Origin of the sequence: Aeromonas sp. TW 6 (assembly GCF_013168745.1) — a bacterium.
Taxonomy (GTDB): domain Bacteria; phylum Pseudomonadota; class Gammaproteobacteria; order Enterobacterales; family Aeromonadaceae; genus Aeromonas; species Aeromonas caviae.
Genome location: NZ_JABERS010000002.1, coordinates 161,369 through 177,112 on the forward strand (window position 1 = coordinate 161,369; position 15,744 = coordinate 177,112).

Below are 15,744 nucleotides of genomic sequence, written 5' to 3' on the forward strand. Positions count from 1 at the left end.
TAGGGGAATCCTGGTCCGCTCCCAGGCGCAGGCCCCCTACCATGCAACCTCAGGCTGTGACGCCCGACTGCGCCGGCCCTGTCTTGTGATGGGGCCTGCCAATGCAGCCAGAGGCGTGAAAACGATACTTTTACGAATTATTTCAGGTGCCTACACTTCTTCCATTGCATCGTGCAGCCCGGCTCGGCAAGATAAGCCCGCTTTTTCAGTCTTTCCCGCAGGAACAGGTCACCCATGAATCACGCCATCCGCTTTACCCCGCACCGCCACAATCCCGGGATCAGGCCGTCGGTCATCTTGCTCACCGCACTGATGGCTCTGCTGTTCTGTCTGCGCAATCCGCTGTTCCACGGCATGGCCCCGGGATTTGATGCCTCCCTGTTTGCGGTAATGGGCAAGATGTGGAGCGAGGGGGGCGTACTCTATCGGGACATGATCGACATCAAGGGTCCCATGATCTTCGCCCTCGATGCACTGGGCTATGGCCTTGGTGGCTTCTTCGGGATCTGGCTGCTGGAGTGGGTGCTCTGCTGGCTGGGCCTCATGGCGAGCTGGCAGGCTTTTTCGCAGCTCGGGCTCTCAGTGCGGGCGCGACTTGGCAGCATGCTGGCCCTGCTGGCGCTCTACAGCACTCGCTACTACTACGGCAACATGACAGAGGACTGGACATTCCATCTGGCCCTCATCGCCCAGTGGGCTTTCATCACCTTGCTGCTGGACAAGCGATTCAGCTGGGGACCGGCTCTGGTCGCCGCACTCACCTTCGCCATCGTGGCCTGGATGCGCACCAACAACGGCGCCTTCTGGGGGGCCTGGTATCTGGTGCTCTTCTGTCACTGGTGCCTGCGCGAGCAGTGGCGCTGCGCCTTTGCCCTGCTCTTTTCCAGCCTGCTTGGACTGGCTCTCGTCGGCGGCCCGCTCTATGCCTACTTCCAGCACCACGACGTGCTGGCAGAGTTCAAATACTACGCCTTCGGCATCTTCTTTGAAGGGAGCTACGGCAACGGTTTCTCTCCTGAGGTAGGCGCCGTCGGTCTGCTGCGCACCGGCCTCATCATGCTGCTGCCCGCCTTCCTCGTCCTGATGCTCGGGCGCCGCCAGGAGTGGTATCTCCCCGCGCTGTGCGCCACCCTGCTGGGGGTGCTGTTCACCCTGATCGCCAACTCGGTCTCCGGCCATGTGTTCGATCACTATGACGTGCTCTATCTGCAGCTTGGCCTGCTGCCGCTCGCCTGCCTGCTGGACAGAAGCGAGCAGCGATCCGATGCCCTGGGGCTACTTTGCATCTCCCTGGTGGTGCTGACCGCCAGCTGGTTGCTGGCCCAGCAGCTCGGCTATGGCTGGAGCACCAAGGAGTGGTCTCTGGAGCGGGTGCGCGAGGTGCTCGGCAACAGCCTGCTGTGGGCCTTGCCCGTGCTCATTCTGGTCCCGCTCTGGCGCGCCTGGGACGTGCGAAGCGCCACCCCCTGGCTCGCCTCGCTGGCCATGCTGGCGCTGCTGGTCAACAACGCCTGGGAAGGCAATCTCAAGGGCAGGCCGTTCAATCCCCCCGCCCAGGTCAGGGTCGATCGTATCCTGGCCGAGACGGCGCCCACCGACAAGATCTGGGTCGATGGCATCCAGCCGCAATACTACCTCTGGACCGATCGCCAGCCGGCCTCCGCCTATCTGTTCTTTGCCAACGTCAACCCGCCCTACGATGTGCGCGAGCGGGTGCTGGCTGACATCCAGCGCCAACAACCCAAATTCATCATCGCCAAACCGGAGCGGGTGGCACAGGAGCTCAAGACTCCGACCTCCCCCTCCCACCTTGCCTTCTACCAGTATCTGGCAGCCCAGTATGAAGAGGTGGACCCGGGCCTGTACCGGCGCCGCTAATCAGGCACACAGAAGGGGCCATCCTGGTGATGGCCCCTTTTCGTTGTCGTCATAAAGAGGGGGGCCGACCATGTTCAAGGCGCTCCATCCTGACTACAATGGCGCTCTTTTTTGCGGCAGAGGGAAGAATCATGGCGGAGCTGACTTATCTGGGGGGCTATCCGGAGCCACTCAAGGCTCAGGTACAGCAGTTGATTGCGGCGGGCAAACTCGGCGAGATGCTGGCCAAACGCTACCCGCAAACCCACCTCGTCCAGAGCGACAAGGCGCTGCTCGCCTATACCATGGAGCTGAAGAACCGCTACCTGAAAAGCTCGGCGCCGCTTTCCAAGGTGATCTTCGACGGCAAGATCAACGTGATCAAGGATGCCCTGGGACTGCACACCTATGTCAGCCGGGTGCAAGGCAGCAAGCTCAAGGCCAAGAACGAGATCCGCATCGCCGCCCTGTTCAAGGAGGCCCATCCCGCCTTTCTCAAGATGATAGTGGTGCATGAGCTGGCCCACCTGAAGGAGAAGGATCACAACAAGGCTTTCTACCAGCTCTGCCAGCACATGGAACCGGACTATCATCAACTGGAGTTCGATCTCAGGCTCTGGCTCACCTGGCGTGATATCGAGCGTACCGCCCGCTGATCCCCTTGCAAGGAGGCAAGATGCGCCCATGGCACACACCTCTCCAGCCCGTTCGCCATGGGCACTGGTTGCTCCCGGGGCTGATGCTCTGGCTCTTCTCCCTGCCGCTGTCGGCCACCGAACGCTGGCAGCGTGATGACTACCTTGTCCAGAGCTTCATGGAAATCGCCATGAAACGGGAGTATGGCCATGAACAACAGGAGCACTTCTCCCGCTGGCCGGGCCCCGTGCGTCTCAAGCTCGTCAACGAATTCGGCGACAAGCCGCTGCAGGCCGAGGTCGTCAAGGTACAGACCCGTCACCTGAGCAGGATCACCGGTCACCCCATCGAGATTGTCAACGACAACCCCAATCTCACCCTCATCATGACCCGGCACAAACAGATGGCGAGCTGGGCTGCGCGCACCATGCGCCAGGACGAGTCGGTGCGCATCGCCCTCAAGGAGGGGATTTGCCTGGCCAATTTCGCCACCAACGCTCGCTACGAGATCACCCGTGCCACCATCATCATTCCGGTGGATTACAGCCGGGCAAAGGGCCGTTTTCTGGATTGCGTAGTGGAAGAGTTGAGCCAGGTGATGGGGCTGCCCAACGACTCGGACAAGGTGTTCCCCTCCATCTTCAATGACAGCAGCATCGACAGCTTTCTGACCGGGCTCGATTACGTGTTGCTCAGGCTTGCCTACCACCCGGCATTGCAACCGGGCATGACGGCGGACGAGGTACGCGCGGCGCTCCCCACCGCCCTCAAGGCACTACGTGCCAATGGCGACATCGCACAGGCCACCCAACGGGTGCAGGTCGACAGCCTCAAGCGTTGGGCGGGACTCTGAACGCAGCCCCGTCACTCTTCTACTCTTCTACTCTTCGACTCTTTCGCCTTTCGCCTTTCGCCTTTCGCCTTTCGCCATTCGCCATTCGCCATTCGCCATTCGCCATTCGCCATTCGCCATTCGCCATTCGCCATTCGCCATTCGCCTTCATGGTCATGCGCTTACCCCATCAACGCAACACGCAGCCCGAGGCTGCGTGTTTTGAAGAGCGGTTCGGCAAAGCCAGTACAGGGATCATCATCCGGCTGGAGACTCCTCCTCTCGGCCTGGCAGATCACGACGATGTTTGCCGCTGAGAGCTTATCTTCAGGCCTCCAGAGCCTCTTCTTCCGGCATCCAGCTATCGGCGTTTTCCCACACCTCCTGCACCATGGCTTCGGCCAGTTCCTTGTCTTCCTTGCTGGCGCGACTGACCGTCAGAGCCATGGCACTACCCGGTGCCACCCGCACATGCAGATCGGGAAAGCGCTCACCCAGTTGCTTGAGCAGCTCCTGGCGCAAGGCCTCCATGGTCGAGGTGGGGATCTGGTGTTTTCTGTCGATGATGATTTCCAGGCGCATAGGGTACGTCTCCATGATAATTTACTGTATTTTTATACAGTAGTTTTGAAAAGTAAAGATGGTGGCTGCACATAAGCCCTCACCGCCCATGCCTTCTTGCTGACGATGTGCAGCCGAACGGCCCCGATTTTCCCCCATCGCTGTCATCATGGAAAAAACAGTTGATATTGATTCTCATCCATCGCATTATCCACCTCTTGTTATAACATAACAAAAGAGGCAATCATGCACCCCCATATTCACCCTGAATACCGCAAGGTTCTGTTCCACGATCTCGCCAGCAATACCTACTTTCTGATCGGCTCCACGCTGGCCACCGATCGCACCAGAGAGTGGGAAGATGGCAACACCTACCCCTATGTGACGCTGGATGTCTCCAGCGCGTTCCACCCCTTCTATACCGGCAAACAGAAGCAGGTCGGCAAGGAAGGTCAGGTCGCTCGCTTCGGCCAGCGATTCGGTCAGTTCTTCAGCAAAGGAAAAGAGAAACAATGAAAGTCCTCGCCTCCCTGAAATCCGCCAAGTCGCGTCACCCGGACTGTCAGATCGTGCGTCGGCGCGGCAAGCTGTTCGTCATCTGCAAGAGCAATCCCAGGTTCAAGGCTCGTCAGGGCTGATTGCGCATCCGCCCCTCATGGATAACAAAAGCCCTCGTCATGAGGGCTTTGTCATCTCTGGGCTCTGCTCATAGCGGGGTGGCGCACTTGCGGTATTCGGTGGGGCTGACCCCTACCCGCTTTCGGAACACCCGCGAGAAGTAGAGCTGATCGTCATAGCCCACCTGCTGGCCTATGGTGGAGACCGACAGCGGCGTGGTCTGCAGCAGCAGCTTGGCCCGCATGATGCGCTGATCCTCGCGCCAGCGCACTATGCTCACCCCCACCTGCTCGCGAAACAGGTGCGCGAGGCGCGAGGGGGACAAGAACACTTGCTCCGCCAGCGCTTCCACCGAGATCTCGGCCGAGAGGGACTCGCTCAGGATCTGGCACGCCTCGTGGACCCGGTGATCGATGGCGGGATAGGCATTCTGGGACGATGCCTCGTAGCAGCGGATGAGCAACCGCTCCAAGAGGTTCATGGCCAGTTGCTCCGACATGGGCCGCAGCTGCTTGTGGGTCTCCTCGATGTCGAGGAAGAGGGCGTCGAATTCGGTGAGCAGCTGGTTGTCCGCCAGTTGCAGCCGCCCCACCTGCTCCGTCACCTGGGGCCACTTGAGCCAGTCAGCCCAATAGGCCCGCGGCCGGAAATAGACCCAGCGGTGATACCACTCCCGGGCATCCGGCGCCCGGCCGTAATGGTGCACCGCCGCTGGAGGAAAGAGCAGCAGGTCACCGGGCTCCACGGTGAAGGCCTTGTCCCCCTGAAAGATCTGCCCCTTGCCCTTGATGGTCAGATTGACGATGAACCCCTTCATGCCGTGGGGCCTGTCGATGGTGAAATCCAGCGCGCTCCCCTGCTCGATGGGAGTAATCCCCGAGACCAGGAAGACGTCGAAGGCGTAGCCAGGCAGCAGGGGATTGAGTTGTTTCGGCTTCTCTTTTTGCATCGAGGACATGGCGGAAAACAGGGTTTCGGTAAAAAAGTCGACATGGGCCATTGTAGAGATCCGGCGTAGGAACCCCCTAAGTTCGCAAGCTGTTCGTTGTGAAATTGTTGAACTGGCTCACAGCTTGCCGGGGAAAACACCGGGCCGGCGCGAGGCCGGCCCGGTGACGAGGAAAGACATTGCTCAGATACGGGCTTTGCGCACCTGCTTGTAGCGGTCGAACAGCACGGCGGCGAGCAGGATGAGGCCACGCACCACGTACTGGGCAAACGGGGAGATGTTGAGCAGGTTCATGGCGTTCTCCATCAGCCCCAGGATCAGCACCCCGGCGATGATGTAGGAGATCTTGCCGATCCCCCCCTTCATGGAGACCCCACCCAGCACGCAGGCGGAGATCACCACCAGCTCGAAGCCGATGGAGGTCATGGGCTGACCCGAGGTCATGCGGGATGCGAGGATGATGCCGGCGAGCGAGGCGATGAGCCCGGTCATGGTGAAGATGATGATCTTGGTGCGCACCACGTTGACCCCGGCCAGACGTGCCGCCTCCTCGTTGCCCCCCATGGCCAGGGTATTGCGCCCGAAGGTGGTCTTGTTGAGCAGCAGCCCGAACAGCACGAAGCAGACAGCCGTCAGCCAGATGGGCGTCGGGATGCCGAGCAGGGCGGAGTTGCCAAGCTCGAAGAAGCCCTCCTCCACGATGCCCACCGCCTTGCCGTCGGAGATGATGTAGCCCACCCCGCGCGCCATCTGCATGGTGGCAAGGGTGGTGATGAGGGCGTTGATCTTGAATTTGGCAACGACGATGCCGTTGATGAGGCCAAAGACAAGGCCCACCGAGAGACCGGCCAGAATGCCGAGGGGGATGCTCTCGGTGGCGTTGATGCCCACTGCGCAGGCAACCCCTGAGCAGGCCACCACAGAGCCCACCGACATGTCGAACTCGCCGGAGGCGAGGCAGAACAGCATGCCGCAGGCCACCATGCCCGACATGGAGACGGCAAGCCCAAGCCCCCGCATGTTGATAAGGCTGGCGAAGTTGGGGACCAGCACGCAGGCGAGCAGGAACAGGATGGCGAAGATCACCAGCATGCCGTACTGATCCCAGATGCGGGTCAGTTGCAGGCGGGTACCGCTCGCCGCGGTGTCGTTGGCGGCTTGGCCGACCGAGGTCGTTGTTGTCATGGTATTTCTCCTGAAAATTCCGGGTGCTATCTCGTTGCGGTCAGCAGATCAACGGGCCGGCATGGCCAGATTGAGCGCCTTGACCTCGTTGGCCTCGTCGTGGGAAAGCTCGCCGGCGATCTCCCCCTCCCGCATGACCAGGATCCGGTCCGCGATGCCCAGCACCTCCGGCAGCTCGCTCGAGACCACCACCACGGCGATGCCCACCTTGGCCAGATCGTAAATCACGTTGTAAATCTCGTTCTTCGCCCCGACGTCGATGCCCCGGGTCGGTTCATCGAGCAGGATCACTTTCATGTCTTCCGACAGCCAGCGCCCCAGAATGGCCTTCTGCTGGTTGCCGCCGGAGAGGTTCATGATGGCCTGCTGGGGAGACGGGGTCTTGACCCGCATGTCGCGGATCCGCAGCCTCGCGTTCTCGTCTTCCCACTTCTGGTTGATCCAGAAGCCTCCCCACGCGTGGTGGCGGCGGGCGCTGATGTTGATGTTCTCCTGCACCGAATGGATGGGGATGATGCCGAGCGCCTTCCTGTCTTCGGTGCAGAGCATGATGCCGCTGCGAATGGCGTCGATGGGGCTCTGAATGACCACCTGTTTGCCAAACACCGATATCTCGCCCCCTCGAGGTGTCTCGGCGCCGAAGATAAGCTTCATCAGCTCGCTGCGCCCGGCCCCCACCAGCCCGAAGATGCCGAGGATCTCCCCTCTCTTTACCTCGAGCGACACCGGCGCCTTGAGGCCGGGCCCCATCAGGTGCTCCACCTTGAGGCCCGCCTCGCCAAGCGGCCTTGGGCTATAGCCATAGATGTCGGTCAGCTCGCGCCCCACCATGGTCTTGACCAGCAGATCCCGGTCCACCTCGGCCATGGAAGCGAAGGTGCGCACGAACTGGCCATCCTTGAACACCGTGATGGCATCGCACAGGGCGAAGATCTCGTCCATGCGGTGGGAGACGTAGAGAATGACCTTGCCCTCGTCCCGCAACTGGCGGATGACCCGAAACAGCTGCTCAATCTCGCGGGACGACAGGCTGCTGGTCGGCTCGTCGAAGGCGATGACGCTGGCGTCCCGGGTCAGGGCCTTGGCGATCTCCACCATCTGCCACTGCCCCAGGGACAGGTACTTGAGCGGCGTCTCGGGGGAGACGTCCATCCCGAGGCGCGCCAGCTGCCTGGCTGCATCCTGATAGAGCTTCTCCCGATCGATGACGCCGCGCCGGGTCGGCAACTGCCCCAGGTAGATGTTCTCCGCCACGCTCATTTCAGGGACCAGGTGCAGCTCCTGATAGATGATGGCAATCCCGCTCTCAAGGGCATCGACCGTGTTTTGGAACACTTTCTCCTGACCCGCCAGCTTCACCACCCCGCGGGTGGGCGCCTGAAAACCGCTCAGGATCTTGAGCAGGGTGGACTTGCCGGCCCCGTTCTCTCCCATCAGCGCGTGTACCGTGCCCTGCTGGCAGGCGAAGGAGACGTTCTGCAGCGCCTTGACGCCGGGAAACTCCTTGCTGATGCCGCAAAACTCCAGATATGGAACTTGATTCATGAGATGACTCCAGCCAGCCGGCACGGCGCACTCCGCCATGCCGGCATGGGTATCAAGGGATGGGGATCACAGCCCTTTCTTTTGCAACTCGGCCTTGAAGTTGTCGCGGGTGATGAGTACCACGTCGGTCACCTCGGTGAACTTGGCAGGCTCGGCGCCGTTGACGACCCAGTCATGGAGCATCTGGATGCTCTTGTAGCCGTGTACGTCCGGGCTGGGCAGCAGGGAGCCGAGGAAGCCGGTGGCGCTGGACTTGGAGAGCTCGTTCACCGCATCCACCCCGTTGATGCCGATGCCGATGACGTTCTCCGCCTTGAAGCCCTGCCCTTCGGTGGCGCGCACGCCGCCGAGCACCGTGTTGTCATTCATGCCGACGATGAGCCAGTTCTTGACCTCGGGGTGTTGCACCAACATGGAGTTGGCGGCATCCAGCGCCCCCGGAATGTCATTGCTCTTGGTGGGCGCGCGGAAGATCTGGCCCTCGGGGAAACCGGCGGCCTTGAGCGCGCCCAGGGAGCCCTCGACCCGGCGACGGGCGGTGTCGAGCTCATCGGCGGTGATGGCGAGCACCCCGGTGGCCTTCAGATCCCACTGGCGCTTTTGCATCTCCTTGTAGAGCTCCTGCCCCTGACGCTCGCCAATCTTGGTGGCGGCCATCATCACCAGCGGCACCTGATCCATGGGCTGGCCCTTGGCGTTGACGAACTGGTCATCCACCGTGATGACCTTCAGATCCATGCTGTTGGCCTTGGCCATGATGGCGGCACCGAGTTTGGGATCCGGAGTACAGATGACGAAGCCCTTGGCGCCATTCGCCGCCAGACTGTCGATGGCATTGAGGGTCTTCTCCCCGTCGGGGACGGCTATCTTGATCACCTCGAAGCCCAGATCCTTGCCCGCCTTGTCGGCGAAGTTCCACTCGGTCTGGAACCAGGGCTCCTCTGGCTGCTTGACCAGGTAGCCCAGCTTCAGCGCTTCGGCCGAGAAAGCAGAATTTGCCATACCAAGGGCGAACCCCATCGCGATCATGCCTTTAACGATTTTGTTCATGCGAATGTCTCCAACGGTTCTATCAATCCATGTATCCACGCAGTGCTGCTCGTTGAGTCAATCAAGTCGCAGCCATATAAAAACATGCTTAAACAGGACGTTATTGTTGTTGCTGGTTGAGCGAACCAAGTTGTAATCGTTTTCACAATTAAAAATGGAGAGCAGGATCACGCCATGAGATTGCAGCCATTTAGTCTATATAATTAGCAATTTCGTCACATATTGAATTTTAGAGAGCCGTCACCCTGTCGCACTGACAGCGTTAAAATCCATATTTCCAGCAGCCAATGGCTAACCGCCCCTCCTGCCCATCTCCTATGGTTCCCCCCAGTCACCCCTCATTGATGGTCAGGAGCACTTATGTCTGAGCACATCGTCATCGGACTCGATTTCGGCAGCGACTCGGTCAGGGCACTCGCCGTGCGCTGCCAGGACGGCGCCGAGCTGGCGACCCATGTCGTCTATTACCCGCGCTGGCAGGCTGGCCACTACTGCCAACCGGTCAACAACCAGTTCCGCCACCACCCCCTCGACTATCTGGAGTCCATGGAGCAGGCGGTGGTGGCGGTGGTGAGCCAGCTCACGCCGAGTCAGCGCACCGCCGTGCGCGGCATCGGGGTGGACAGCACCGGCTCCACCCCCGCCCCCATCGACAGAGAGGGGCGCGTGCTAGCCCTGCGTCCGGAGTTCGCCGACAACCCCAACGCCATGTTCGTGCTGTGGAAGGATCACACCGCCATCGAGGAGGCGGAGGCCATCACTGCCCTGTGCCACGGCGGCCAGTTCCCCGACTACAGCCGCTACATCGGCGGCATTTACTCCTCCGAGTGGTTCTGGGCCAAGATCCTGCACGTCTCCCGCGCCGATGCCGCCGTGCGCGCCGCCGCCTGCAACTGGGTCGAGCTGTGTGACTGGGTACCCGCCATCCTGAGCGGCACCCAGGCCCCGGCCACCCTCAAGCGCGGGCGCTGTGCCGCCGGCCACAAGTCCCTCTGGCACCCGAGCTGGGGCGGCCTGCCCCCCGCCGACTTCCTCAATGCCCTGGATCCCCTGCTGACGGAGGATCTCGACTTCCCCCTCTTTACCGACAGCTGGACCGCCGATCTCCCGGTCGGCACACTGACCCCGGAGTGGGCGGAGCGGCTGCACCTCTCCTGCGAGGTGGTGATCGCCGGCGGCGCCTTTGACTGCCACATGGGGGCGGTGGGAGCCGGGGCCGGCAACAATGCCCTGGTGAAGGTGATAGGCACCTCCACCTGCGACATCCTGATCGCCGACGAGGCCACCATAGGTGATCGGGCCATTGCCGGGATCTGCGGCCAGGTGGATGGCAGCGTGGTGCCGGGCATGGTGGGGCTGGAGGCGGGACAGTCGGCGTTCGGTGACATCTATGCCTGGTATCAGCGCCAGCTCGGCTGGCCCCTGGACAGCCTCGCCGCCCAGTATCCGGAGCTTCGCACCGCCATCGAGCGCCACAAGCAGGCCCTGTTACCCAGCCTTGCCGCCGCCTGGGATCAGCAGCGCGACCTGGCGCACCTGCCGGTGGTGCTCGACTGGTTCAACGGCCGGCGTACCCCCTATGCCAACCAGCGCCTGCAGGGCACCCTCACGGGGATCAACCTCGGCACCGATGCCCCCGATCTCTTCGGCGCCCTGGTGGCCTCCACCGCCTTCGGTGCCCGCAGCATCATGGAGTGCATGACCAGTCAGCAGGTGCCGGTGGAGCAGGTGATCGCCCTTGGCGGCATCGCCCGCAAGTCCACCACTGTGATGCAGACCTGCGCCGACGTGATGAACAGGCCCATCCAGGTGGTGGCCTCGGATCAGTGCTGCGCCCTGGGGGCGGCCATCTTTGCCGCCGTGGCGGCCGGGATCCATCCCGATGTGGCCAAGGCCCAGCACCACATGGCGAGCGCCGTGGAGCGCACCCACCAGCCACACCCCGAGCGGGTCGCCGAGTATGAACGCCTCTACCAGCGCTACCTCGCCTGGGGCGCCGCCGCCGAACCGCTCTACAACCGGGGGGTGCCGGCATGAACCTCAAGACCCTCAAGGATCAGGTGCTCGCCGCCAATCTGGATCTGCCGCGCCATGGCCTGGTGACCTTCACCTGGGGCAACGTGAGCGGCATAGACCGGGAACAAGGTCTGGTGGTCATCAAACCGAGCGGCGTCAGCTACGAGCGGATGCGGGTCGAGGACATGGTGGTGCTGGATCTAACGGGCAAGCAGGTTGAGGGCGCCTTGCGCCCCTCCTCCGACACCGCCACCCACCTGGTGCTCTATCGCGCCTATCCGGAGCTTGGCGGCGTGGTGCACACCCACTCTACCCACGCCACCGCCTGGGCCCAGGCGGGGCGCCCCATCCCCATTTTCGGCACCACCCAGGCCGACTACTTCCACGGCGAGATCCCCTGCTCCCGCCTGCTCACCCCGGGCGAAGTGGAGGAGGACTACGAGGGGCTGACCGGTCATCTCATCGTCGAAACCCTCAAGCAGACCCCCATCCTCACCATGCCGGGGGTACTGGTGGCCAACCACGGCCCCTTCAGCTGGGGCAAGAGCGCCGAGGATGCAGTACACAACGCCGTGGTGCTGGAAGAGGTGGCCCGCATGGCCTGGCTCACCGGCCAGATCAACCCGGGGGCCCGCCCCCTGCCCGATTACCTGCTGGAGAAGCACTACCAGCGCAAGCATGGCAAACACGCCTATTACGGCCAGACAAAAGCCTAAAAGAGGACAAACTCATGGAATTGATGAAACAGCTGGAAGTGTGGTTCCTGGTCGGCAGCCAGCACCTGTATGGCGCCACCACATTGAAGCAGGTGGCCGATCACGCCCACACCATCGCCAGCCAGCTCAACGAAGGGGCGAACCTGCCCCTCAAGATAGTGCTCAAACCCACCGGCACCACCCTGGATGAAATCAGCGCGGTGGCCCGGGATGCCAACCACGACCAGCGCTGCGCCGGGCTCATGGTGTGGATGCACACCTTCTCCCCCGCCAAGATGTGGATCCCGGCGCTGAGCCAGTTGCAAAAGCCCCTGCTGCAGTTCCACACCCAGTTCAACCGGGATCTCCCCTGGAGCGAGATCGACATGGACTTCATGAACCTGAACCAGACCGCCCACGGCGGGCGCGAGTTCGGCTTCATGGGGGCCCGCCTGCGGCTGCCCCGCACCGTGGTGGTGGGTCACTGGCAGGATGAAGAGGCCAGACAGAAGATTGGCAACTGGATGCGCATCGCCGCCGCCATCCACGACAGCCGCCACCTCAAGATTGCCCGTTTTGGCGACAACATGCGCAACGTGGCGGTCACCGAGGGCGACAAGATTGAGGCCCAGATCCAGTTCGGCTACCAGGTGAACTACCACCCGGTCGGCGATCTGGTCAAGGTGATCGATGCCGTGCCCAAGAGCGACATCGAGGCGCTGCTGGCCGAATATGAGGCGACCTACACCCTGACCGAGGCGGTGCACGCGGGTGGGGGGCTTCGTGCCTCCCTGTATGAAGCGGCGCGCCAGGAGCTGGGGATGAAGAAGTTCCTCACCGACGGTGGTTTTGGCGCTTTCACCACCACCTTCGAAGATCTCTATGGTCTGCACCAGCTGCCGGGCCTCGCCTGCCAGCGCCTGATGGAGCAAGGCTTCGGTTTTGGGGCAGAAGGGGACTGGAAGACCGCGGCCCTCTTGCGCACCCTGAAAGTGATGGGATATGGCCTTGCGGGGGGTGCCTCCTTCATGGAGGACTACACCTACCATCTGGAAGCGGGCAACAACCTGGTGCTGGGGGCCCACATGCTGGAAGTCTGCCCCTCCATCGCCGCAGGCAAACCCGTGCTGGACGCCCAGCATTTAGGCATAGGCAAGAAGGCCGATCCGGCCCGCCTGCTGTTCGCGGCCCCGGCGGGCAAGGCGGTCAACGCCAGCCTCATCGATCTCGGCAACCGCTTCCGTCTGGTGGTCAATCAGCTGGAAGTGGTGGACCTGCCAGAGGCCATGCCGAAACTCCCGGTGGCCAGCGCCCTGTGGAAACCCCTCCCGGACCTGCAGACCAGCGCCGAGGCCTGGATCCTTGCGGGCGCCGCCCACCACTCGGTGTTCACCCAGGCGGTGGACATCGAGCAGCTGCGCACCTTCGCCGACATCATGGGCATCGAGTTTGTGGTCATCGACGAGCATACCCGCATCCCCGCGCTCAAGGAGCAACTGCGCTGGAACGAGGTCTACTACAAGATCTGCCAGTGACCCTTTAATCGGCAAGCGGCCATCACCATGACTGTATGGATATGGTATTCGCCTGACAACAGCCCCGCCCGCGGGGCTGTTTCATTTCGCGTCCCCTCAGGGATGACCCTCCTCCCCCTCCAGCAGCCAGTGACAGACTCGCTGCACCCCGTGGCGCCGGCTGTCGGGGCGGGCGAGCAGGGCGTATTCGTGATCCGTCTCCAGCACGGGAGCAAAGGGGGCGACCAGGGCGCCGCTCTCCAGCTCCTCGGCCACTATGGTGGGATCCCCGAGAGAGAGGCCAAACCCCTGCAAGGCGGCATTCATCGCCAAGTCCAGGGTATCGAACAGCTGCCCCCCCTGGGGCTGCCAGGGGATGTCGAGGAAGGCGGCAAACCAGTTGCGCCAGTCCCGCCTATCGGCGCTGGCATGGATGAGGGGCAGCAGGGGCAGCTCGTTCAGGTCGCGCTCGAACAGACGATGCTTGGCAGCAAACGCCGGGGCGCAGACCGGGGTCAGCCGTTCCCGAAACAGGGGCTGGCTGTGGGGATAGCGCCCCAGGCAGGGCTGGTAGACGATGGCGAGATCGAAGGGCTCCCGGGAGAAGTCGATGCCATGGCTGTGGCTGCCACGCACCTCCACCGCCTCCCCCTCGAACGCCTGCAACCGCCGCAGCAGCCAGCGGCTGGCGCAGGAGGGCACCTTGATGCTGATCGCCTGCTCGTGGGGCAGGGCCTGCAAGGCGCTGAGCCCCTCCCCCATGCGGGCCAGCCCTTCACGAACGAAAGGCAGCAGCCGCTCGGCGGCGGGGGTCAAGGTGAGGCAACGGGTGCCGCGCACGAACAGCAGGTGGCCCAGGCGCGCCTCCAGCTGGGCGATCTGCTTGCTCACCGCCCCCTGGCTCACGCACAGCTCGTCGGCGGCCAAGGTAAAACTCAGGTGGCGGGCAGAACACTCGAAGACCTGCAGGCCATAGAGAGGCAACTGAGTACGCGGCTGGGTGGACAACATGACAAGCCTCCATGCTTGAGAAAAACTCATGCATACCATGCCGAATAATCCGTTGTCCGGCAAGCCTTGGGGGGGCTAAAAAGGGACCTCTTTCACACACGCAGGTGACGGCGCCATGTCCATTCCCCAGGTTTCCAGCAAACTGCCCCAGGTGGGCACCACCATCTTCACCGTGATCGGGGATCTGGCCGCCCGCCATCCCAGCATCAACCTCTCCCAGGGGGCGCCGAGCTTCCCCTGCGATCCCGAGCTCATCCGGGTGACCCACGAGGCCATGCTGGCCGGTGAAAACCAGTACGCCCCCATGACGGGGCTGCCTGCCCTGCGCGAACAACTGGCGGCCAAGATTGCAGCCAGCTACGGCCATCACTATGACGCGGGCGAGGAGATCACCATCACCGCCAGCGCCAGCGAAGCCCTGTTCTGCGCCATCACCGCCCTGGTTCACCCCGGCGACGAGGTGATCATGTTCGAGCCGGCGTTTGACAGCTACCGCCCCATGATCCAGTTGCAGGGAGCCACCCCTGTGGTGATCGCCCTCAAGGCGCCGGATTTCGCCATTCCCTGGGACGAGGTGGCCGCCCGCATCACCCCCCGCACCCGCATGATAGTGCTCAACACCCCCCACAACCCCACCGGCACCGTCTGGCAGGCAGGGGATCAGGAGCGCCTCGCCCGCCTGGTGCGCGGCACCGACATCCTGATCCTCTCGGACGAGGTGTACGAGCACGTGGTGTTCGACGGCGCCCTGCACCAGAGCGTCATCCGCTATCCGGAGCTGGTGGAGCGCTCCGTCGCCGTCTTCTCCTTCGGCAAGACCTTCCACGTCACCGGCTGGCGGGTGGGCTACTGCGTGGCTCCCCGTCCCCTGATGGAGGAGATCCGCAAGGTGCACCAGTTCGCCATGTTCGCCGCCGACACCCCCATGCAGTACGGCTTCGCCCACCTGTTGCAGCAACCGGCCCACTATCAGGGGCTGGCAGCCTTCTACCAGCGCAAGCGCGACCTGCTGACCTCGGCCCTGGCCGGTTCGCGCCTGACCCTGCTCCCCTCGGCGGGCAGCTTCTTCATGCTGGCAAGCTACGAGCGGGTAAGCGACGAGCCGGACAGCCTGTTCGTGCAGCGGCTCATCCGCGATCACGGGGTCGCCACCATTCCGGTCTCCGCCTTCTATCACGACGGCACGGATCAAAGAGTCATCCGCCTCTCCTTCTCCAAGGATGACGACACCCTCCTGGCGGGCGCCGAGCGCCTGTGCGCCGTCTAGGGGGCTCC

At 62.7% G+C, this 15,744-nt stretch carries 15 protein-coding genes; 9 read left to right on the plus strand and 6 right to left on the minus strand.

Annotation, left to right across the window (positions count from 1 at the left end):
* Positions 1–234 precede the first annotated feature (234 nt).
* The 3 genes from HKD46_RS01645 (at position 235) to HKD46_RS01655 (ending at position 3,346) form a co-directional block, all read left to right on the plus strand.
* The gene (locus tag HKD46_RS01645; protein WP_045524716.1) at positions 235–1,878 is read left to right on the plus strand and encodes a hypothetical protein; all 1,644 of its coding nucleotides are present in this window, start codon (positions 235–237) and stop codon (positions 1,876–1,878) included.
* Positions 1,879–2,009: 131 nt separating this feature from the next.
* A complete protein-coding gene (locus HKD46_RS01650; protein WP_010674483.1) occupies positions 2,010–2,513 on the plus strand; it encodes a M48 family metallopeptidase in 504 nt (167 codons plus the stop codon).
* Between the two features lie 20 nt (positions 2,514–2,533).
* Positions 2,534–3,346 carry a DUF2927 domain-containing protein gene (locus HKD46_RS01655; protein WP_052258834.1) on the plus strand — a complete coding sequence of 271 codons (813 nt, stop codon included), beginning with the start codon at positions 2,534–2,536 and terminating at the stop codon, positions 3,344–3,346.
* Positions 3,347–3,652: 306 nt separating this feature from the next.
* Here the strand turns inward: HKD46_RS01655 and HKD46_RS01660 are convergent, their stop codons facing one another.
* The gene (locus HKD46_RS01660; RefSeq protein ID WP_010674481.1) at positions 3,653–3,907 is read right to left on the minus strand and encodes a DinI family protein; all 255 of its coding nucleotides are present in this window, start codon (positions 3,905–3,907) and stop codon (positions 3,653–3,655) included.
* 225 nt (positions 3,908–4,132) lie between these two features.
* Here HKD46_RS01660 and HKD46_RS01665 point away from each other — a divergent pair, with 225 nt between their 5' ends.
* The gene (locus HKD46_RS01665; protein ID WP_171864817.1) at positions 4,133–4,402 is read left to right on the plus strand and encodes a type B 50S ribosomal protein L31; all 270 of its coding nucleotides are present in this window, start codon (positions 4,133–4,135) and stop codon (positions 4,400–4,402) included.
* Positions 4,399–4,524 (plus strand): type B 50S ribosomal protein L36, encoded by a 126-nt coding sequence (ykgO, locus tag HKD46_RS01670; protein WP_010674479.1) that lies wholly within the window; start codon positions 4,399–4,401, stop codon positions 4,522–4,524. The genes HKD46_RS01665 and ykgO overlap by 4 nt, the downstream gene beginning before the upstream one ends.
* A gap of 68 nt (positions 4,525–4,592) precedes the next feature.
* Here ykgO and araC read toward each other — a convergent pair whose 3' ends face one another.
* The 4 genes from araC to HKD46_RS01690 form a co-directional block, all read right to left on the minus strand.
* The gene (gene araC / locus HKD46_RS01675) at positions 4,593–5,504 is read right to left on the minus strand and encodes an arabinose operon transcriptional regulator AraC (RefSeq protein ID WP_171864818.1); all 912 of its coding nucleotides are present in this window, start codon (positions 5,502–5,504) and stop codon (positions 4,593–4,595) included.
* Between the two features lie 132 nt (positions 5,505–5,636).
* Positions 5,637–6,638, minus strand: a complete 1,002-nt coding sequence (gene araH / locus HKD46_RS01680; RefSeq protein WP_010674477.1) for an L-arabinose ABC transporter permease AraH — start codon at positions 6,636–6,638, stop codon at positions 5,637–5,639.
* Positions 6,639–6,686: 48 nt separating this feature from the next.
* Positions 6,687–8,183, minus strand: a complete 1,497-nt coding sequence (araG, locus tag HKD46_RS01685; RefSeq protein ID WP_010674476.1) for an L-arabinose ABC transporter ATP-binding protein AraG — start codon at positions 8,181–8,183, stop codon at positions 6,687–6,689.
* A 66-nt stretch (positions 8,184–8,249) separates the two neighbouring features.
* Entirely contained in the window at positions 8,250–9,233 is a 984-nt protein-coding gene (locus tag HKD46_RS01690; RefSeq protein ID WP_139737323.1) for an arabinose ABC transporter substrate-binding protein, read from the minus strand.
* A gap of 360 nt (positions 9,234–9,593) precedes the next feature.
* Between HKD46_RS01690 and HKD46_RS01695 the strand changes: the two genes are divergently transcribed.
* From HKD46_RS01695 to araA, 3 genes are read left to right on the plus strand one after another with little or no spacing between them, the layout of a single operon-like run.
* Positions 9,594–11,270, plus strand: coding sequence for a ribulokinase (locus tag HKD46_RS01695; protein ID WP_113724936.1), 1,677 nt, complete (start codon positions 9,594–9,596; stop codon positions 11,268–11,270).
* Entirely contained in the window at positions 11,267–11,965 is a 699-nt protein-coding gene (locus HKD46_RS01700; protein WP_171864819.1) for an L-ribulose-5-phosphate 4-epimerase, read from the plus strand. Before HKD46_RS01695 ends, HKD46_RS01700 begins: the two co-directional genes overlap by 4 nt.
* Before the next feature lie 14 nt (positions 11,966–11,979).
* On the plus strand, positions 11,980–13,479 hold the full coding sequence (araA, locus tag HKD46_RS01705; RefSeq protein WP_171864820.1) for an L-arabinose isomerase: 1,500 nt from the start codon (positions 11,980–11,982) through the stop codon (positions 13,477–13,479).
* Between the two features lie 96 nt (positions 13,480–13,575).
* On the opposite strand, the gene HKD46_RS01710 is transcribed toward araA, so the two are convergent.
* Entirely contained in the window at positions 13,576–14,469 is an 894-nt protein-coding gene (locus tag HKD46_RS01710) for a LysR family transcriptional regulator (protein WP_160836895.1), read from the minus strand.
* Positions 14,470–14,584: 115 nt separating this feature from the next.
* On the opposite strand from HKD46_RS01710, the gene HKD46_RS01715 reads away from it, so the two are divergent.
* Positions 14,585–15,736, plus strand: coding sequence for a methionine aminotransferase (locus HKD46_RS01715; RefSeq protein ID WP_161470011.1), 1,152 nt, complete (start codon positions 14,585–14,587; stop codon positions 15,734–15,736).
* The last annotated feature ends 8 nt before the right edge of the window (positions 15,737–15,744 follow it).